Annotated in this window: 19 protein-coding genes; 7 read left to right on the forward strand and 12 right to left on the reverse strand. The window is 48.2% G+C overall.

Annotated elements, in window-relative coordinates; all coding sequences use genetic code 11:
• Positions 1 to 22: 22 nt before the first annotated feature.
• The 5 genes from KXJ80_RS21120 to KXJ80_RS21140 all read right to left on the reverse strand — a co-directional run bounded on the left by KXJ80_RS21120 (position 23) and on the right by KXJ80_RS21140 (position 4,120).
• Positions 23 to 1,327: an efflux RND transporter periplasmic adaptor subunit gene (locus KXJ80_RS21120; RefSeq protein ID WP_218737521.1), complete on the reverse strand. Its 1,305-nt coding sequence runs from the start codon at positions 1,325 to 1,327 to the stop codon at positions 23 to 25.
• On the reverse strand, positions 1,327 to 2,679 hold the full coding sequence (locus KXJ80_RS21125; RefSeq protein WP_218737522.1) for a TolC family protein: 1,353 nt from the start codon (positions 2,677 to 2,679) through the stop codon (positions 1,327 to 1,329). Before KXJ80_RS21125 ends, KXJ80_RS21120 begins: the two co-directional genes overlap by 1 nt.
• A 222-nt stretch (positions 2,680 to 2,901) precedes the next feature.
• Positions 2,902 to 3,351 carry a hypothetical protein gene (locus KXJ80_RS21130; RefSeq protein ID WP_203433859.1) on the reverse strand — a complete coding sequence of 150 codons (450 nt, stop codon included), beginning with the start codon at positions 3,349 to 3,351 and terminating at the stop codon, positions 2,902 to 2,904.
• A gap of 163 nt (positions 3,352 to 3,514) precedes the next feature.
• Positions 3,515 to 3,718 carry a DUF3012 domain-containing protein gene (locus KXJ80_RS21135; protein ID WP_037428695.1) on the reverse strand — a complete coding sequence of 68 codons (204 nt, stop codon included), beginning with the start codon at positions 3,716 to 3,718 and terminating at the stop codon, positions 3,515 to 3,517.
• 36 nt (positions 3,719 to 3,754) lie between these two features.
• Positions 3,755 to 4,120: a SpoIIAA family protein gene (locus KXJ80_RS21140; RefSeq protein ID WP_023268861.1), complete on the reverse strand. Its 366-nt coding sequence runs from the start codon at positions 4,118 to 4,120 to the stop codon at positions 3,755 to 3,757.
• A 149-nt stretch (positions 4,121 to 4,269) separates the two neighbouring features.
• Here KXJ80_RS21140 and arfB point away from each other — a divergent pair, with 149 nt between their 5' ends.
• The 4 genes from arfB to KXJ80_RS21160 all read left to right on the forward strand — a co-directional run bounded on the left by arfB (position 4,270) and on the right by KXJ80_RS21160 (position 6,414).
• Positions 4,270 to 4,683, forward strand: coding sequence for an alternative ribosome rescue aminoacyl-tRNA hydrolase ArfB (arfB, locus tag KXJ80_RS21145; RefSeq protein WP_037413953.1), 414 nt, complete (start codon positions 4,270 to 4,272; stop codon positions 4,681 to 4,683).
• Positions 4,684 to 4,784: 101 nt separating this feature from the next.
• Positions 4,785 to 5,219: a type II 3-dehydroquinate dehydratase gene (gene aroQ, locus KXJ80_RS21150; RefSeq protein ID WP_259474507.1), complete on the forward strand. Its 435-nt coding sequence runs from the start codon at positions 4,785 to 4,787 to the stop codon at positions 5,217 to 5,219.
• A 34-nt stretch (positions 5,220 to 5,253) separates the two neighbouring features.
• Complete coding sequence (accB, locus tag KXJ80_RS21155) at positions 5,254 to 5,709, forward strand: acetyl-CoA carboxylase biotin carboxyl carrier protein (protein WP_037428704.1); 456 nt, start codon at positions 5,254 to 5,256, stop codon at positions 5,707 to 5,709.
• A gap of 27 nt (positions 5,710 to 5,736) precedes the next feature.
• Entirely contained in the window at positions 5,737 to 6,414 is a 678-nt protein-coding gene (locus KXJ80_RS21160) for an SDR family NAD(P)-dependent oxidoreductase (protein ID WP_037413948.1), read from the forward strand.
• A 51-nt stretch (positions 6,415 to 6,465) separates the two neighbouring features.
• On the opposite strand, the gene KXJ80_RS21165 is transcribed toward KXJ80_RS21160, so the two are convergent.
• Complete coding sequence (locus KXJ80_RS21165; protein WP_037414028.1) at positions 6,466 to 7,677, reverse strand: MFS transporter; 1,212 nt, start codon at positions 7,675 to 7,677, stop codon at positions 6,466 to 6,468.
• A gap of 95 nt (positions 7,678 to 7,772) precedes the next feature.
• Complete coding sequence (locus KXJ80_RS21170; protein ID WP_218737525.1) at positions 7,773 to 8,531, reverse strand: hypothetical protein; 759 nt, start codon at positions 8,529 to 8,531, stop codon at positions 7,773 to 7,775.
• Between the two features lie 158 nt (positions 8,532 to 8,689).
• Between KXJ80_RS21170 and ubiD the strand changes: the two genes are divergently transcribed.
• Both ubiD and fre read left to right on the forward strand, forming a co-directional pair.
• Positions 8,690 to 10,171 carry a 4-hydroxy-3-polyprenylbenzoate decarboxylase gene (gene ubiD, locus KXJ80_RS21175; protein WP_037413946.1) on the forward strand — a complete coding sequence of 494 codons (1,482 nt, stop codon included), beginning with the start codon at positions 8,690 to 8,692 and terminating at the stop codon, positions 10,169 to 10,171.
• A 101-nt stretch (positions 10,172 to 10,272) separates the two neighbouring features.
• The gene (gene fre, locus KXJ80_RS21180) at positions 10,273 to 10,971 is read left to right on the forward strand and encodes an NAD(P)H-flavin reductase (RefSeq protein WP_218737526.1); all 699 of its coding nucleotides are present in this window, start codon (positions 10,273 to 10,275) and stop codon (positions 10,969 to 10,971) included.
• 139 nt (positions 10,972 to 11,110) lie between these two features.
• Here the strand turns inward: fre and KXJ80_RS21185 are convergent, their stop codons facing one another.
• The 5 genes from KXJ80_RS21185 to KXJ80_RS21205 all read right to left on the reverse strand — a co-directional run bounded on the left by KXJ80_RS21185 (position 11,111) and on the right by KXJ80_RS21205 (position 15,676).
• A complete protein-coding gene (locus KXJ80_RS21185) occupies positions 11,111 to 11,857 on the reverse strand; it encodes a DUF3313 domain-containing protein (protein ID WP_231570500.1) in 747 nt (248 codons plus the stop codon).
• Positions 11,858 to 12,249: 392 nt separating this feature from the next.
• On the reverse strand, positions 12,250 to 12,642 hold the full coding sequence (locus KXJ80_RS21190; protein WP_218737527.1) for an SMI1/KNR4 family protein: 393 nt from the start codon (positions 12,640 to 12,642) through the stop codon (positions 12,250 to 12,252).
• Positions 12,643 to 12,762: 120 nt separating this feature from the next.
• Positions 12,763 to 13,188: a hypothetical protein gene (locus tag KXJ80_RS21195; RefSeq protein WP_218737528.1), complete on the reverse strand. Its 426-nt coding sequence runs from the start codon at positions 13,186 to 13,188 to the stop codon at positions 12,763 to 12,765.
• 194 nt (positions 13,189 to 13,382) lie between these two features.
• On the reverse strand, positions 13,383 to 14,360 hold the full coding sequence (locus KXJ80_RS21200; RefSeq protein WP_218737529.1) for a hypothetical protein: 978 nt from the start codon (positions 14,358 to 14,360) through the stop codon (positions 13,383 to 13,385).
• 689 nt (positions 14,361 to 15,049) lie between these two features.
• A complete protein-coding gene (locus KXJ80_RS21205) occupies positions 15,050 to 15,676 on the reverse strand; it encodes a flavin reductase family protein (RefSeq protein WP_218737530.1) in 627 nt (208 codons plus the stop codon).
• Positions 15,677 to 15,859: 183 nt separating this feature from the next.
• Between KXJ80_RS21205 and KXJ80_RS21210 the strand changes: the two genes are divergently transcribed.
• A complete protein-coding gene (locus KXJ80_RS21210) occupies positions 15,860 to 18,253 on the forward strand; it encodes a fatty acid cis/trans isomerase (RefSeq protein WP_259474508.1) in 2,394 nt (797 codons plus the stop codon).
• Positions 18,254 to 18,281 lie beyond the last annotated feature (28 nt).

Here is an 18,281-nt window from a genome sequence, read left to right on the forward strand (position 1 = left end):
GGCACAGTGATAGGCATCGCGATTAGTGGGCATGAATATCAAAACCAGCTTTCGCCTGCTCCGATGCCAAGAAAAATGCCCCTGCAACTACCACCTTTAATTGTGCCTGCCGTGCTTTATCCAGCTCACTGCCGCGCACTAAACTCAAGCCGCGCTGACGCTGCACCAGCTCCACCTCAATGGCTTCAAAACCATCCTCATCCTGAATAAAAATCTGCCAATCGCCATCACTGCTTCGGGTTAACGCTGCATCGGGTAATACAATTCCCGATGAAATACCTGACCCGCTACTCGCCGCTGCCATGTTTTGAGAGGCATCGGCAAAGTACAGCTCGGCAAATTGCCCAGCGTGCAACACATGATCAGGATTAGGCATACTGACTAACACTTGCTCAGTACGTGTCACGCTATCCAGCTCGTGGGAGCGGCCGATAATCTTACCTGCTAAGGTTTTATCTCCCACCTGAATCAGCGCTGGGGCCCCCACCTTCACATTGACTGCCTGCGCAGGCGTTAGCTGAGCTTCCACCCAAAGGTGCGACTCATCGGTCAACTGCATTAATGGCGTGCCTGCGCTAAACACTTGCCCCAGCATGGCGATATCTTGCTGCACACGCCCGTCGATAGGCGCCAACAGTTGATAGCTACCGATAGCTTCAGGGCTCGACTCTAAGGTACGAATTTGCTCAGGGGTCATTTTTATCGCCTCTAAAATCGCCCGTTTCAGTTCGGCATCGACTTGAGCCTGCATCCGCCGACTGACGCTAACCGCACCTTCACTCATGCGCTTGACTCGACTCCATTCAGCAGCGGCATTAATGTAGTCCGCCTGTGCCTGCGCAACGGCTGCGCCACCCAAGGTAAGTAAAGGCTCACCCTTTTTCACCTCTTGGCCTGGTACCACATGACGCGCTTGTACGCGAACATCGAGCTGTGGCGCTAAGGTCGCGGTTCTATCACGATCAACCACTAAAGAAGCCGTTGCTCGAACATCGAGGTTTAAATTGGCAAGACTTAAGCTATCGCTGCTCAAGGGTAACAGGCGAATTCCCGCCAGCTCCAACTGTGCCGGCGTAAAGGTTAATGCTTGCTCACCATGGTCATCCGGTGCTTGCTCGGCAGCAGTACTCTTCGCTGCGTTGTTAACTTGTTTTTCGCCAGCATGATCATGGCCGTCACCAGCAAATGCTGACGTTGGCGTAATCACGGTTAACGAGGTAAGCATCAGTGCCAACGCTAAACGTGATGGCGTAAACACCGATATGAAACCTGCGGCAGACACATTGGCGAAAGAGTGAAAAACAGATTTAGGAAAAGTTGAATTCATTAGTGTGACCTCACGATTGACTTGGCTGGCACGGCGTTAGTGGGAGAAGTGGCTGTTAACGAATCGATAAAGGGCAGCAGTTGACCGCTGTCCCCCATCCAGGTTAACCAGCTCTGATAAATCGCCGTTTCGAGGTTTAAACCGACCAAATAACTGGCCGCAAGTTGTCGCCGACTCTGTAAATACTCACTGGTGCTCACATCGCCCGAGCGCCACTGTTCACTTAAGGATTTAGCGGCTTTACTCCCCGAGGCTGCGACTCGCTCACGCCAATCTTGGTAACGCGCCAGTAAACGGGGTAAGGCATTGTTAAATTGCGCCTGTTTAGCAGTAAGTACTCGCTCACGGGCTAAGTAGGACTGCTCTGCGATAGCGATGCCCTTATCTGCAACCGACTGTAACTCACTGTAGTTATTACGAACCTGCAGGGGGATAGCCACACCGACGCCAAACTTGTTGTCAGAGCCTTCCCGTTCGAGACCAAGGTTGATGGTGGGATCCGCCGCTGTATCAGCCTTAACCTTCATGGCATTGGCCTTGGCCAATAACACCTGCTGATGGGCACTGGTCAATGCGGGTAATTCCGCTTTCGGGGCAATCATCGACACAAATTGGCCAATGTCAGAGATGAACTCCCTAAACTTGAGCTTATCAACCCCAAGTAACTCAATCACTTTACCTTCGGCGACTAAGGCCGCTTGTTCGGCCAGCGCATAGTCGGCGGTATTGCTTGCCAGTTCGAGTTTAAGCAGTTGCAACTCAACATCAGACAAATCTCCCGCGGCAAAGCGCTGCTCGGCAATATTGAGCTGTGCCTGAGTAAATCTTAATTGCTGCTCTGCAAAAGTAAGCGCCTTGTGGCTTTGCGACTGCTCGGCCAGCGCTAATAGACGCTCGGCCAACATCTGACTGCGTTCTAACTGTATATCCGCTAACAGGATCTGCGCCTCAAGCTGGGCAAGGCGGGTTGCTACGCCACGCTTATCGCCCCAATCGATGGTTTGGCTCAGCCCTAGGCTGTAGGTATCTGTGTCGGCGTTTTGATAATTGAGTCCAAGTTCAGGGTTATAGACGGCGCGATCCGCCGCGGCAATCACCAGCTCAGCCTGTTGCTGCCGAGCAATTTGCGCCTGCACCTCTGGCAACTGATTAATTTGCTTGAGTAACTCTGGCAACCACTGATTCAGCGAGGTTTGAGTTTCTTGGGTTAATAGTTCGCCTTGCGCTACTGCATCTAACTCTTTGACGTCTAGGCTTGAGCTTGCTGCAACAGCGTAATTCACCTGTCCACCAACGAGCACTAGCGTACTCAACAGGCCAAACAAGGTCTGGGCGATAATGTTTTTCTTCATCGCAATTCCTAACAATATCTAAATAGGATTGGCCCTACGCCATCGACGTGCGGATACCAATCGAATGCTCCCCAGAGGCAAAATGTCGAATAAGCTCAAAACGCTAGCGCGAGCCAAACACGTTCGAGGTTAATAAAACCTTTGCTTTGGGGATAAATTAAGGGCTTATTGCGGCGCGCCCGAACAATAGATACGCAACCAGAAATAAGCAGATATTGAGGGTTAAGCGATGGGTGGGCGGTACTTAGGTAATTGATCTGGAGGGAAATAGGCTAAATCCGTTGGCACATAGGCCGCCTCAAAGGCTGTAAGCGTTTGGCTGTCGGAATAGGAGAGTAAAGCAACATGACCGCCATGGCATTGGCAATCAAGGCAAAGGTCAAAGTTTTGAATTTCAGTGGTTTGCACTAAATGTGAGTGGCTACTAGCACTGGTAGTCGATACGCCCGCATTGAATGCGGCTTCACCAAACTGCTCGGTGCTGAATCCGGGAGTCTGCTCATTGGGGCACACACAATCCACACATTGAGCTAAGGTGGTCACAGGGGCACTAAATTGTAGGTGGGGATGATTCTCGGCTTCTTCAACGCCATTGCCCGCATGTAACTGATGGGCACCCAAATTCGCGCCCGCAAATTGCAGCACGATAATGGCTATCAGTAGGGTCACCATTCGGCTAAAGAATGGCTTAGCGGTCGAAATCAAATATCACCTTTGGACGATTTAGTCATAATTCAGCAATAGCTTGTGCAAACTTAAGACAGGGATTTTAAGCATAAGTTCACAGCTTGCAAGGATTAATCTGTCAAGCTGTGACACTATTCGCTTGAAAAACTTACTTAAACACGCAGTGTTTGGCGTAATCGGCCGCTTCGTTCGCCGTCCAATCACCTTTAGGTTTTTCCTTCATTTGCTTACACCAAGCATCACTACCTACCTCTGGCGCACAGGCACTTAAGCCTGCGGTAAAGGCCAACACTAGGGCGATAGCGCCTAATTTAGCGGTCGGTTTGGCAGTCATAGTTTTCAACAAAGACATAGTTAATTCCCTATAAGTTATACCCACCATGGGTCATTAAAAAGTTGAACGTTTAGCGATCCACGCAATGGCTTTGGCTTTCTGCTCCAAGGGGAACCAAGCCACTTCGCCCTGCATAAAGGGGCCGAGTAAGCGCACAGCATTACCCACCCAATCTGGGCCGCCAACAAATACTAAGGCTTCAAAATTAGGGAGTTGGACTTCGCCGCTACCCGTTAGCGACTCAAATTCCCAACCTTCGAGTAAGACGTCCGCCTCGATATACAGGCAAACTTGTCCCCAATCCTTGCGGTAACTCTTAATGGCCGGCTGTAAACGGGTACGATAATCGGTTGAAGAGAGTCGACCACTGGCGAAAAGACTGATAACACCCTTAGCAATATCGGGGATTTGGCATAACATAAAGGCACTCCGAAACGAGAACACTATTTTGCGAACGGGCAACCACGCCTGCCCTGCAAGAATGCGCCCGATGATAACAAATCTATTGAAAAGCCATAAGCAGTTATTGCTCGCTTCTCAAAGCAATTGGACAAAACCCTAAGTCTGCCATGATAAAAATCTCAAACCGTGTGGAACTTCCGGAAAATGAAATCGAGTGGCAATTTATCCGCTCAAGCGGCGCTGGCGGGCAGAATGTCAATAAAGTCTCCACCGCCGCCCAATTGATTTTTGATATCAGAAACTCGTCATTACCCGAGTTTTATCAGCAGCGCCTGCTGCAAAAAGCCGATCATCGGATTACCGCCAGCGGCAAAATTATTATCAAATGTCAGGCGAGCCGCAGCCAAGAGGCGAATCGGCAAACCGCATTGGAACAATTTATCGCCCTAGTTGCCAGCGTAGCCGAAGTGCCCAAAAAACGCATTCCCACCCGTGCGACCAAAAGCAGCCAAACCAAACGCTTAGACACCAAAAAACAACGTGGTGCCACTAAGGCTATGCGCCAGATTAAGTTGGATTAACCCAGCTTGCACAGTAACGACATTCATAATGCAAAATCCGCCCGAACAGGTTAAGTTAATGGCATTCAACCCGTTAAGGCATGTCGTAAAAGGAAAGCGTAATGAATCATAAAGTTCTGCTCATCAATGGCCCCAATTTGAATCTCCTTGGCCGCCGCGAACCCAGTGTTTACGGTCATCAAACCTTAGCCAATATCGTTGCCATTTTGAGTGAACAAGCTCAAGCAGCAGGTGTTGAACTTGAGCATATTCAATCGAATGCCGAATTTGAACTGATCAACGCGATCCATGCTACCGATGCGCAGATGATTATTATCAACCCCGCAGCCTTTACCCATACCAGCGTGGCCCTGCGTGACGCACTGCTTGGGGTAGATATTCCTTTTTATGAAGTGCACTTATCTAATGTCCATGCCCGCGAACCTTTCCGCCACCACTCCTATTTGTCCGATAAGGCCATTGGGGTGATTTGTGGTTTCGGTGCCCAAGGCTATGAGTTTGCCCTCACGGCGGCGATTAAAAGATTAAAGGCATAAACGCGATTAGCGTCAGCACAGGGAGCCACAAGCCATGGCCGTTGACCTTCGGAAGATCAAAAAACTGATTGAATTAGTGCAGGAATCTGGGATTGCAGAACTGGCGATTACCGAAGGGGAAGAGTCTATTCGCATCACCCGCTACGGCCCACATACAGTAAGCACACTCGAAGGCGCGCATAATCCTCCGCCTTCCACTGCATCGAGCCCAAAGCCTGCCAAAACCCGTGACGCCTTACCTGTGATTGAAGGTTTTGTGCAAGTATCGCCCATGGTGGGCACCTTCCATACCTCGCAAGGCCAAACCGAGGCGCCCTTGGTGCGCATCGGTCAACGGGTGGCTCGCGGCGACACGCTTTGCATTATCGAAGCCATGCGAATGCAAAATCCCATCGAGGCCGAGCGTGACGGTATAGTCGGCGCTATTTGGGTGAAAGACGGAGATGAGGTCGCCTTCGACCAGCCGCTGTTCACTCTGATCGAAACTTAGACTTCGAAATAGAATTTAGAGGTAAAGATGATACTGATTACTGGCGCAAGCAGTGGCTTAGGCGCAGCATTAGCCGCCCTGTATGCCAAGGATAACCAAGCACTTACACTGACGGGACGCGATGCCAACCGTCTTCATACCGTGGCCAATGCCCTCAGCCCATTTTCGAATCAAAGCATTAGCGCCATCAGTGCCAATTTAGCAGACGAAGCGAGTGTCGAAGCGCTATTCGATGGCCTTACCGATGCCCCCGACACGGTTATCCACTGCGCTGGCAGTGGTTACTTTGGCGCACTGGAAACCCAAGGCGCGAGTGAGATCCAAGCGCTGCTGAATAACAATGTCACTTCAACCATTCTGTTGGTACGTGAATTGGTGAAACGCTATAAGCAGCAAGCGGTTAAGGTGGTGATCGTTATGTCCACCGCCGCCCTCGCCGCCAAAGCGGGTGAATCGACCTACTGCGCCGCCAAGTGGGCGGTGCGGGGCTTTATCGAATCGGTACGTTTGGAGCTCAAGCAAAGTCCAATGAAGTTGATTGCGGTTTATCCCGGCGGTATGGATACCGGCTTTTGGCCAAGCAGTGGTAAGAGTCTAGATACCTCAAGCTTTATGTCCGCCGATGAGGCCGCAGGCATGCTAAAACAAGCGCTACTCGCTACTGAGCACGGTTATATCGCCGATATCACCATACAAAGAGGTTAAGAAGTTTACTTAAAAGCGGCGCAGAGATGGATCTGCGCCGTCATGGTCGGCTTAATCAATACAGTTTGCAGTACAAAGATTATCAGCGCGGCGGCTCTCCCTGTGGGTTAACCACCACATGACTAAACCACCGAGGGATAAAAGTGCTGCGGCATAGCCAGTCGCGGCGATGCCTTGGCCTGATAAGATCACTAAGCTGCCAACCCAAGGGCCAATGGCATTAGCAAGGTTAAAGGCACATTGTACTAAAGCGCCCGTCATGGCTTGCCCATCGGGAGCCACATCCATTAATCGCGCCTGCACTATGGTTGCCAGACCAATCCCCGAACCCACAAAGAATACAATTGGCATTAATGCCCAGTAAGATCCCGTCAAACTTGGATACAGCGCCAATACTAAGGTGCTTAACACCAGCGACCAAAATGCCGCCGCCAGCGCCGACTTATCTGCCGCCCAGCCACAGACTAAAGTGCCTAAGGTGGCGCCAATCCCAAAGACTGCCATCATCACCGGGATTTTAAAGGGCTCGACCTGGGTAACTTGGATCAAGGTCTCGGCCAGATAGGTATACACACAGAAAATCCCACCAAAACCGATAGCCGCAATGCCGAGCGTGAGCCAAACTTCACGGTTCTTCAGGGTTTGCAGCTCTTTTTTCGGACTGGCATTTTGCGGTACGGCGACATTCGGGGCGAGAAAATACAGCATCACGGCAGTAACGGTGGCAATAATCGCCACTATGCCGATACCAGAGCGCCAACCGACGGTTTGCCCCATCCAAGTCGCGAAGGGCACGCCAACGATAGTGGCTAAGGTTAAGCCGATAATCACCCGAGAAACCGCTCGAGCCTTCATCTCCGGGGGCACTAAGGATGCCGCCAGTAACATAGCGACACCAAAATATGCACCATGGGGCAAGCCACTTAAAAAGCGGAAAAAGACTAACCAATTCAAGCTGGGCGCCAAGGCACTTAAACCATTGGCAACCGCCATCATGGCGGCCAAGGCGATTAACAGGGTGCGCCGCTTAATCCTCACCCCTAGCACCATAATGATGGGCGATCCCACCACCACCCCAAGGGCATAGGCACTGATGGCATAACTCACATGGGCGACATCGACACTTAAATCGCTGGCGATATAAGGCACTAAGGTCATGGCGGCAAATTCTGTGGTGCCTAGGGCAAAAGTGCCTAATGCCAAGGCTAACAACACCCAAAGCGCGCTGCTTTGAGCCTGAGGCGGTGGTTGAACTGCTTGCAAACGATTTCTCCGCGATTCTATAAAACGACAACTGGCTAAGAAAAAAATAGGAGCCCACTTGGGGCTCCAGTTATAGAAGCGTTGATAAAAATGGATTACTTAACTAACTGTTCTTGATAGGTTTGGCTATTCCAATCGAAGGCGTAAAGCGTACCTTGCCACTCATATAAGGTTCGGCCATCCTGTTGCACTATTCTAGCATTGCTCGGCAGACTCGATACACTGCGTGCCGCCCGCGCACGGGGAACTGTGGCAGTTGGCTCCGCTGAGACTGTTGAAGCTCTCGCCGTCGAGGCCGTAGACATTACAGTTGCGCTATTGGTTGGCATATTCGACACCATCCGACCTTCGCTCGGCGAATATTGCATGCTGGTGGTAACACGCACAGGCGCAGAAATGGCCACTGGCGTATCATCATAGCCCGTCGGGATCGACAAACCGATGCCCGAATAAGGCGAATGCCAGTAACGCTCGCGATTCCAACGCCAGTCGTCATTCCATATCCCATCATTCCAGCCATAGCCAAGGTTCCAGCCCGTCGCTAAGCCAACTCCTAAACCCAATCCCCAAGGATAATAGGGACGGTAATATGGGCGATAGTAACGATGGCTATCACTATGTTTATGATGCTTTTTATAGTGATTATCTTGGCGCCCATAACTCTCGCTATAGCGATCATTTGTGCCTCGATCCCCCGCAATCGCCCAATCTGGCGCGGCAAGACCACCGATCAACAAGGCGCCGAGTAAAGACAAAGCCAAGCCTGTTTTATGCCAAGGCTCCGCGTGCTTACTTAAGCAAACCAATTGATGTTTAAGGCATTTATCTTTAGCAAGGAATGAATAGAATCTCATATAAACCTCGATATACCGGGCGTTGGTCAAATAAACACCGACCTAGGACAAGTATTTTACGCTTCCAAAGCTGGAAGATCACTGAATAGGTTAACCCTAAAACAGAAAAATGCTATAGTGCGCGCCACACGGATTTCCACTGCAGAGGCTATTTCCACATGAGTTTTAAGGATTTACGCAGCTTTATTGATCATCTGGAAGCCAATGGCGAACTCAAACGCATTAGCTACCCCGTTGATCCTCATTTAGAAATGACAGAGATCGCCGATCGCGTTCTGCGTGCCAAAGGCCCTGCACTTCTGTTCGAAAATCCAACCAATCATTCCATGCCAGTGCTGGCCAACCTCTTTGGTACTCCAAAACGTGTCGCCATGGCGCTGGGTAAAGACGACCCGTTAGCGCTGCGCGAAGTCGGTGAGCTATTAGCGTTTTTAAAAGAACCCGAGCCACCACGCGGTTTTAAAGACGCGATTTCAAAAATCCCTATGTTCAAGCAAGCCTTGAATATGCCACCCAAGACGGTGCGTAATCCCGCTTGTCAGCAAGTGGTAAAAACTGGCGATGAAGTCGATTTAACCCAGTTACCGATTCAGCATTGTTGGCCGGGTGATGTCGCGCCGCTGGTCACTTGGGGCTTAACCATTACTAAAGGCCCGCGTAAGAATCGCCAAAATCTTGGGATCTATCGCCAGCAATTGCTCGGCAAGAATAAACTCATTATGCGCTGGCTATCCCACCGTGGTGGCGCGCTTGATTTTGCTGATTTTAAAGAGCAATTCCCCGGTGAGCGTTACCCTGTAGTTGTAGCCTTAGGCTCAGATCCAGTGACTATTTTAGGCGCGGTAACCCCAGTACCTGATGCGATGAGCGAATACGCCTTTGCAGGATTGCTGCGCGGTGAACGCACCGAAGTCTGCAAAGCCTTAAGCTGTGATTTAGAAGTGCCCGCCAGCAGCGAGATTATCCTCGAAGGCTATATCGATCCCAACGAAATGGCCGAAGAAGGCCCCTACGGCGACCACACGGGTTACTACAACGAGACGGATAAATTCCCCGTCTTTACCGTGACCCATATTACTCACCGTAAAGATCCGATTTACCACAGCACCTACACTGGCCGTCCACCGGATGAACCCGCCATGTTAGGCGTGGCACTCAACGAAGTGTTTGTGCCGATTTTGCGTAAGCAATATCCTGAAATTATTGATTTTTATCTGCCTCCTGAAGGTTGTTCTTACCGGATGGCAGTGATCTCGATTCGCAAACAATACCCCGGCCATGCGAAACGGGTGATGATGGGCGCTTGGTCCTTCCTGCGCCAATTTATGTACACCAAGTTTATTGTGGTGGTCGACGACGATGTAAATTGCCGCGACTGGAACGATGTGATTTGGGCCATTACCACCCGTATGGACCCTAAGCGCGACACCGTGATGATCGATAACACCCCTATCGATTACCTCGACTTTGCCTCCCCAGTAGCGGGCTTAGGCTCAAAAATGGGCCTCGATGCCACCAACAAGTGGGAAGGCGAAACCACCCGCGAATGGGGTACGCCGATTGTGATGGACCCTAAGGTTAAGCAAAAGATCGACTCAATCTGGGATGAGTTAGGCATAGACGACAGCCCGACCCTATAATTCAGCTTAAGCACGACGTACCCACTTAAGCCAAGAGAATTGGCCGCGAATGGCCCTAATGCGACACCTCTAACAAAATAAAAAGGTGCAAAGGAAGTTTGATGAAAACCATACGTTGTAAGATAGAGAAAGTAACCCCCTTTAACGACGCCGTATATCAGGTGTGGTTAAAGCCTGACACCCCCTTTGAATTTCAAGCGGGACAATACCTGTGTGTTGTGATTGGTGAAAAAGATAAACGTCCCTTCTCTATCGCGTCCGCCCCTAATGCCGAAGTGATTGAGCTTCATATTGGTGCGGCCGTCAGCGAAAGTTATCCAATGCAAGTAGTTGAAAGATTGCGTAATAACACGCATATCGACATCGAAGCGCCAGGTGGCGACGCTCACCTACGCCACGACAGCCTGCGCCCACGTTTATTGATCGCCGGTGGCACAGGCTTCTCTTACATCAAGAGTATTGTCGAGCAACAAATCGCCCTCGGCCAACAGGTCGAAACAACCTTGTATTGGGGTTGCCGCACCCAAGATGCGATGTACTACGAAAGCATCGCCCGCGCATGGCACGACGCTCACCCTTGGTTGCATTTTGTGCCCGTTATTGAAGAGGCCCCAGCTAACTGGCAGGGGAAAACCGCTAACCTGCTCGCGCAAATCAAACAGGATTTTATTAGCCTCAATGGCTATGACATCTATATCGCAGGTCGTTTCGATATGGTCGGTGCCGCCCGCGAAATCTTCCGCGAAATGGGAGTAGACGAAGCCCATCTCTATGGCGATGCCTTCGCGTTTATCAAATAACGCATTGATTGATTAGCTTGGCAGGTTAACCTGCCAATATAGACTCAAACAATAAACCCCAGTTTTCACTGGGGTTTTGTTTTATAACCGGATGCGTAAAGGCTAAGTATTTTAGCCAACCTTAAACAGATTTTTGTGCTTATTTGCCCAAGTTGTCAGCTAACTGTTTAGCGCGACTGGCAGCCCACTGGTCGATCATCTTTTCCAGCTCGCTTGCACTAATTGGGGTATCTTTTTGGGTAGTGTCTTCACTCTCGCGAGCATCTAAAACTCGCACTAATAACTTACCGCTTTGTGAGTCAAGCAATTGCGACATGCTGCCAACCTTGAGCAAGTAAGGCTCCATACCTATTGCCTCTTTTGTCACATCAATGGCAATCTTCGCCGGTAATAAATCGCGTAATTTAAGCTCTGGTCGAGTCAAATCGAAATTTGTCACCGCCGCTTGAACTCTAATCACGCCAGGGCCCGACTCTGTCGCAATCTTGACTCCATTTTTCGTCAATTCATTTTTAAACTTCGTATGATAATAACGGCCAATCTCATTCTGCTCATTAGCCGTTAATAGATACCACTGGCCATTCTCTTGACGAATAAATTGTAATGGATCGAGCAACACTTGATTGTACTGGCGCAGATCTACACCCTGCTCCTTATAAATACGCTGATTGGGATTAGTTTCACTCGTTTTGAACGCATCAAAGGGCACAACTTGAAACCCACTCATCGCCCTTTCCTTTACCGAGCATCCTCCCATCCCCAGTAAGACCGTCGCCATGGCAATCATTACCACTTTTTTCATATTTGCTCCTGCACTGATTAATAATTTGTTTTTAGGATGAACACCGCGATAAGCGGGCCTTCTCCTAAGTAGTATTCCAACCAACAGCCTTCCACAGTGGACACGACAAGGCAGCCCGTAACGACGACTCAAACAGTGACAACAGAACTCACTTTATTAAACGGGTTCAGCACTTTATCTTACTGATAGAATAGTAATAACCTAGATTTTGGCGATTAGAAAGTCAGGGGATTATTTATCTGTAAATAAGGTATGTGCCATAGCGCTAACACAACATCAAAGATATAAAAAAACCAGCAAAAACACACAAATCAACATTTTGTCAAAAATAATTACAAGCATGCACGGTTTTAGCCGCAATTTAGTTTTTCGAAAATGAATGCAAACATCAGGGCTACAGAATTGCCACTTTCCAAACTTCTTTTATGAATAAAAGTCCTTGATCTTCACGCTAATGGGTCAACTAGCACCTGCGCTTACGACTTTTCGATTCCATTAAAAGATGCAGCCAACTCTTGAAGCTCACCCGTTTCATGCAGCCACAAATACACAGCGTCCAAAATCCGGCCTGATTCTTTAATAAAAACCATTTGATCGCCTAACCCATTGCCCGCAATCGCGACCGCATTATCGGGGAAATGGTGAAACCCTTTGCACGACTCAGTTTCATAAAGGATATGATTGCAAGTACGGGAAATTCGTTTTCTATCAGAAGTATCTTTAATCGGATACAACTCCCAATCATCTTCTGCTGTAACGGCTTCGCCACCATTATCCAATTTCATCGCTTCACGGTACTCACGAGGCAGTGTCGCCCCCAACTCTTGTTCCGTTAGCGCTAACTGTTCTTCCGATAAATCAAAAGGCACCAACCTCTCCTTAGAAAATTAAAAAGGTTATTTCTTTAATCAAAGCACAAATCAAAGTCGTGGGGGTTTAATCCATCTAAAACCAATTTTTATATAAAAATATAGTAACCATTTTGCACTCTAGAAAGTTTCAACATTGTAATGCTGAAAAAACTTTTTAATTATAGGTTTATAAATATAGCTTTCCATTTCAGTCTTATTAGTACTTTTTATGTAAAAAATGTTGCTATCATTAGATTCATTATTTAATATCCCATAACATTGCTCATGTGACATATATATAGAAATCAAATATACTCTTTTCATTTGCTCAGCTATTTCTGTTGGAGCTAACAAGTACAGTTCCAATTTACCGAGCAGCCTACCCATATAAACAGGAGAAAGTGAAACCTCTATTTTTTGTCCATAAAAAACAAAATAAGATAAATTTGCATTTCCGATTTCATGCTTAACAAGCCAACTTGCAAATCCTTTGCAAAATAAATTGCAAACATCTAATGTTTTCTTATGACCATTTACCGCTTCACTGAAAGATATGGAGTTCATTTACAAGTCCTTTTCCTTAAAACACAACTAGGAACATAAAAATAATTACAAACCACTGTGTATAACAACTTTTAAAAAGTATCCCCAAAAGTATTGACTATCCAATTATTCTTTAACTTTTTTCTACTTCTTTTTCTCGGGAGACATACCAACACTGTAGCAAAGAAAAAATGTAGTCATTATTCCTATGCTTGTTATGATTTATTGATGCCGAGATTTAGTTCATATCCTTTCTTGTACTCAAAATGCAAAGCACTTGTGATATTTTTTAGATATGAATATATGCACGCTGCTTTATTAATAATTGCTTTATCTGCTGAAACTAATGCATTGCAGTAAGAAGCCATGCCGATATGTTGGCTATCAGACATAATGTTCTTGATTTTTTCTCGCTTAGCTAATCCCTTGTCAGGACTTATACCAATCATATTAAGAACTATATGTGCACTTGAGATTGCGCCATGTTGAGTGTGCTCCACACCCTCAACTCCAGAAATTTTCTCAAACCCAAAAAACTGGTCCTTTGTTATGTTATGCATTGATGGAGATATTAGATCCCAAACTTTATCTATTGCAAAATTAGATTGCTCAATTTTTTTTCGAGCTTCGCTTGTGATGCCGAAGGCTTGCCTTGTTTTATCTATTGGCATTCGCTCTTTAAGATGCTTCTCGATCGAATCCTTCAAGTCGCACGAAACAACAGAAGCTTTTCCAATTATCTGTTGACGCCGATCATCGTCGACAATGCTTGTAATTCTTTCTATTTCTTCCAGCATTTTGTCTGGCGTTTCTCTAAGCTCTTTGAAGTTATCCGCCCCAAAAGCTCGTATGATATGCTCGACCAAATGGTCAGCCACATATTCATACCCAGCTATTGCATCTAAGTGCAGATCGTATCTCGTAAAAGGATCAATGTAGTCGCGAAGGACAATATTGCCTACAGAGTGGAATTTTTCATTTAAAACATCACTAATCTCTACGGCTCTTAGTAAACGCATCCCCTCAAGAGCGTCGGTATTCCCATTCCTATGTATTTCATCTAAATGAACGTGAGAATAAACCCAAATAAACCGCTCAGGTTGATGGATAGATATATCTCCGCATGCCAAGTACCTGTATACGTTCATGTCCGCGTATATTATCGGATTGTCCGACACTAAATATGAATTCATTCCCGTTCGCTCAATCCACTAGCCAGTGGACACAACATTTGTATCCTGTACATGCACATAATCTCACCTTAGAATTGGGTAAATTACTCATAACCCGCTGATTTAAAATTTTTTACACAATAGCAAAAATCATTCTGGGTAGAAAGTGAGCATGTGCATGATCTTTGATTGTTTTATTTTTCGTATTTGTTATAACCAATCAAATATTAAGACTAGATATAACCAATTGAACTGACAGCAGTCACCTCCCCTGCAAAGTTGCTGAAGGGCGTTGAAGACACTTTATTTAAAGGATTGCACGGATGCATCGCTAGCTTTCGGACTATCTGTTTAACACAAAGGGGGATGTACCATCGAAAGCGTTAGCGATTTTCGAATAAGCACGAAACCACTAACCAATGCATGTAACTTCACTAGGGTGAGTGCTGCAACGCAGCTATACGAACGAGAGCCATGGACGGCGAACTGGCAGTTAAACATGGACGTTGTTCGGCGAGGACTCTTGTTAACGAAGGGGCAAGAGGGAATTGCTGTTGCTCCCTCCTTGGTCGACTCTTTATAAAAAATCAGGGGGTGAAGCCCCACGACGTTGATTTAGCTTTTAATTACTAATGTATAAACCTTTAACACCACAACCATAAACCAACTCGGGGTTAAACACCCACAGCCCTGCGGCACCTGAGCAACCCTTACACCTGTGGTCTATGCAAATCAAACCTTAATTCTTCAGAGATCCCATAGTAGGCGGATGGGCCGCCGGCGCGCAGCACGGGTTCGGCGAGGGCGGTTTGATACACACCTTCACTATTGAGCAAATGCTTGGCGATATGTACGGCAACCACTTCACCTAAGACTAGCCAAGTATCAATCTTGTCGCCATTGGCAGCAGTTAATTGAATACATTGAGAAAGCTTACACTCAAAGTTTACTGGGCTTTCGGCCACCAGCTCGGCTTGAACGATAGTGCCAGCCTTTGGGGTGAGTCCGGCAAAGGCAAACTCGTCCTCCCCACGGGGTAACATGGCGGAAGTTTGATTCATTTTCTCGGCGAGGCTGCGGGTAGTGAGATTCCACACAAATTCGCCGGTGTCGACGATATTAGCAACACTGTCCTTCCAGCCTGTGCTGGCAAAGCCGATGATAGGTGGTTGGTAGTTGAAACAATTGAAAAAACTATAGGGCGCGAGATTGCGTTGTCCCTGTGCATTGCGGGAGGAGATCCAACCTATGGGCCTGGGGGCTATAATGGCATTTAAGGGATCGTGCGATAACCCATGTCCCTTACTCGGCTCGTAAAAATAGCGTTCTGTAGTCATCTTCTTCCCTTATCGATTTGTGCCCAGTAAAGCTTAGCATTCACGCATGTCATTCATCTTAACCCGTGAACAGGTCGAATAAACACCCCAAATAAACAGTAAATTCAACTTGTTCAGACTATTCTGCTAGAGTGTTGCAGATTAGGCATGGATAAAGCTCATCAATCGGGCAAAGGAGTGGATATGAATCCGATAAATGCAGTCTGGAAACGCTGGCTATTGGCCCTAGTGTTAGCGGTCACGGGTTGTGCCAGCGTCGCCCAAGTGGATTTTGATAACCTTTACGGTAAAAGCTCGCCGCAGACGCGGGCCGATAATCAGCCAATCCAAAGTGAACTCACAGCACAAACAAAGGCTTATCATTCTGCCGTTGAACCTATCATCAACGGTCGCTGCGTGGTTTGCCATGCTTGTTACGATGCGCCATGTCAGCTTAAAATGACTTCCAGTGAGGGCATTGAACGGGGCGCGAACAAGGAAAAAGTCTATCAGGGCACCCGCTTGATGGCGGCAACGCCGAATCGGTTATTTGTCGATGCCCACACACCTGAAGCATGGCGCGAACGCGGTTTTTATCCCGTGCTCAATGAGCGCGCTCAGACCCCACAGGTCAATACTCAGGCCTCAGTACTGGCGCGGATGCTAACGCTAAAACAGGCTCATCCCCTGCCGGACACTAAACTGCTCGATAAAAGTTTCGACTTTAGCCTCGATCGGGTTCAGCAATGCGCCAGCATTGAGGAAATGGACAAATACGAGCAATACCAACCGCTTGCGGGCATGCCCTACGGCTTGCCTGCGCTCAATCAGCAGGAACATAAGGTATTAATGCAATGGCTCGAACAGGGCGCTGTGTTGCCAACGCCAGCTGCGCTTAGCGCCGAGTTCAACGACGAAATCGCTCGCTGGGAGCAGTTTTTAAACGCCGATAGCCTCAAGGCGCAACTGAGCGCCCGTTATATTTACGAGCACTTGTTTGCCTTCCACCTGTATTTTGAGTCGTTAACCGCGGCCAATGCCCCTGCGATTTACTTTGAGTTAGTGCGCTCACGCACACCGCCGGGCAAACCGATTGATCTGATTGCTAGCCGCCGCCCCTTCGACGATCCGCAAGTTTCGCGGGTGTATTACCGCTTTCAGCCCTATCGCGCCACGATCGTCGATAAAACCCATATTCCCTACGCCTTAAATAACACTGTTCTGCAAAACTGGCAGCAGTGGTTTATCGATGCCCAATACCAAGTCAGCTCGCTGCCCAGCTATAAACCGAGCGTGGCGGCCAATCCCTTCGAGGCCTTTATTCAACTGCCCGCAGGCTCGCGTTATCGCTTTATGCTCACCCGCGCCCAAGACACCATTATGGGCTTTATCAAGGGGCCGGTTTGCCGTGGTCAGGTCGCCCTCAATGTGATCAACGATAGATTTTGGGTTTACTTTGTCACCCCAGAATATATGGACGATAGCGACTTTACCGACTTCTATCAGGGCCAAATCGAGAACCTACGCATGCCCGCCGAGGAAGAAAGCACCGCCCTTGCCGTGACCTGGGTGAAATACGCCGCCAAACAGGGCGATTATATGCGAGCGAGAAATCAGTTTTTAAATCAAAAGTTTAAAAATGGCCGACACCTCACTATCGATGGTTTATGGGACGGAGAAGGCAGTAATGATAATGCCAGCCTGACGGTGTTTAGGCATTTCGATAATGCCACTGTGGTCAAAGGGTTAGTGGGAGAATCCCCCAAAACGGCTTGGGTGATCGACTATGCCCTGCTAGAGCGTATTCACTACCTCTTGGTCGCAGGTTTCGATGTGTATGGCAACTATGGCCACCAGCTGCTCACCCGCCTGTATATGGATTTTTTACGCATGGAGGGCGAATCTAACTTCTTGACCTTGTTGCCCCAAGAGGAGCGCCGTAAGCAGTTTAAGGATTGGTATCAAGATGCTGGCACCCAGCTAACCGCCTTTATCGCGGGGGATATTAATACCTTCAATCAACCCACGGGCGTGCTCTACTACACGGACGACCTTAAGGCCGAACTCTACCAAAAACTGGCCGCTAAGGTCGGCAAGGTTCAGCCCCAACGCTATCAAATCGCACTCAGTCAGTTACAACCCAATAGCAAGGCATTGTTGCAGGCGCTAGGCAGAGTCAAAGGTACGCAAGCGACTCTTTTGCCCGAGCTGACGATGATTATGATTGAGCCTGAAAAAACGGGCAAAGCGGAAATCTTTACCTTAGTGCGTAACAGTGCCCATCGGAATATTTCGAGCCTATTCAATGAGGAAAGCAATCGCGAGCCCGCTAAGGATGATGTCACGCTAGTGCGCGGGCTTTTGGGCAGTTATCCCGAAGCCTTCTGGCATATTAAGGAGCAGGACTTAGCCAAAGTCGTAGCTAAGGTCGAAGGCATGCAAACCGAAAAAGACTACGAGGCGTTATTGGATTTGGCGGCGGTGCGCCGTACCGATCCGCGTTTTTGGGCCTTTAGTGACAAACTCAACCAAGCCTTTTTCGACAGTCATCCGATTGAAAGCGGTTGGCTGGACTACAATCGACTGCAAAATCGCTAACAAAAAAGGAACCCTAGGGTTCCCTTTG

It is taken from the genome of Shewanella xiamenensis, from assembly GCF_024971755.1.
In the GTDB taxonomy this organism is placed as follows: domain Bacteria; phylum Pseudomonadota; class Gammaproteobacteria; order Enterobacterales; family Shewanellaceae; genus Shewanella; species Shewanella xiamenensis.

What these genes read in the sequence shown, in the direction of transcription:
- KXJ80_RS21210 (WP_259474508.1), top strand. Translation starts at nt 15,860, where the DNA reads ATGAATCCGATAAATGCAGTCTGGAAACGCTGGCTATTGGCCCTAGTG.
- KXJ80_RS21135 (WP_037428695.1), bottom strand. Translation starts at nt 3,718, where the DNA reads ATGTCTTTGTTGAAAACTATGACTGCCAAACCGACCGCTAAATTAGGC.
- accB (WP_037428704.1), top strand. Translation starts at nt 5,254, where the DNA reads ATGGCCGTTGACCTTCGGAAGATCAAAAAACTGATTGAATTAGTGCAG.
- KXJ80_RS21160 (WP_037413948.1), top strand. Translation starts at nt 5,737, where the DNA reads ATGATACTGATTACTGGCGCAAGCAGTGGCTTAGGCGCAGCATTAGCC.
- KXJ80_RS21205 (WP_218737530.1), bottom strand. Translation starts at nt 15,676, where the DNA reads ATGACTACAGAACGCTATTTTTACGAGCCGAGTAAGGGACATGGGTTA.
- KXJ80_RS21140 (WP_023268861.1), bottom strand. Translation starts at nt 4,120, where the DNA reads ATGTTATGCCAAATCCCCGATATTGCTAAGGGTGTTATCAGTCTTTTC.
- KXJ80_RS21195 (WP_218737528.1), bottom strand. Translation starts at nt 13,188, where the DNA reads ATGAACTCCATATCTTTCAGTGAAGCGGTAAATGGTCATAAGAAAACA.
- KXJ80_RS21125 (WP_218737522.1), bottom strand. Translation starts at nt 2,679, where the DNA reads ATGAAGAAAAACATTATCGCCCAGACCTTGTTTGGCCTGTTGAGTACG.
- arfB (WP_037413953.1), top strand. Translation starts at nt 4,270, where the DNA reads ATGATAAAAATCTCAAACCGTGTGGAACTTCCGGAAAATGAAATCGAG.
- aroQ (WP_259474507.1), top strand. Translation starts at nt 4,785, where the DNA reads ATGAATCATAAAGTTCTGCTCATCAATGGCCCCAATTTGAATCTCCTT.
- KXJ80_RS21120 (WP_218737521.1), bottom strand. Translation starts at nt 1,327, where the DNA reads ATGAATTCAACTTTTCCTAAATCTGTTTTTCACTCTTTCGCCAATGTG.
- KXJ80_RS21200 (WP_218737529.1), bottom strand. Translation starts at nt 14,360, where the DNA reads ATGAATTCATATTTAGTGTCGGACAATCCGATAATATACGCGGACATG.
- KXJ80_RS21130 (WP_203433859.1), bottom strand. Translation starts at nt 3,351, where the DNA reads ATGGTGACCCTACTGATAGCCATTATCGTGCTGCAATTTGCGGGCGCG.
- fre (WP_218737526.1), top strand. Translation starts at nt 10,273, where the DNA reads ATGAAAACCATACGTTGTAAGATAGAGAAAGTAACCCCCTTTAACGAC.
- ubiD (WP_037413946.1), top strand. Translation starts at nt 8,690, where the DNA reads ATGAGTTTTAAGGATTTACGCAGCTTTATTGATCATCTGGAAGCCAAT.
- KXJ80_RS21170 (WP_218737525.1), bottom strand. Translation starts at nt 8,531, where the DNA reads ATGAGATTCTATTCATTCCTTGCTAAAGATAAATGCCTTAAACATCAA.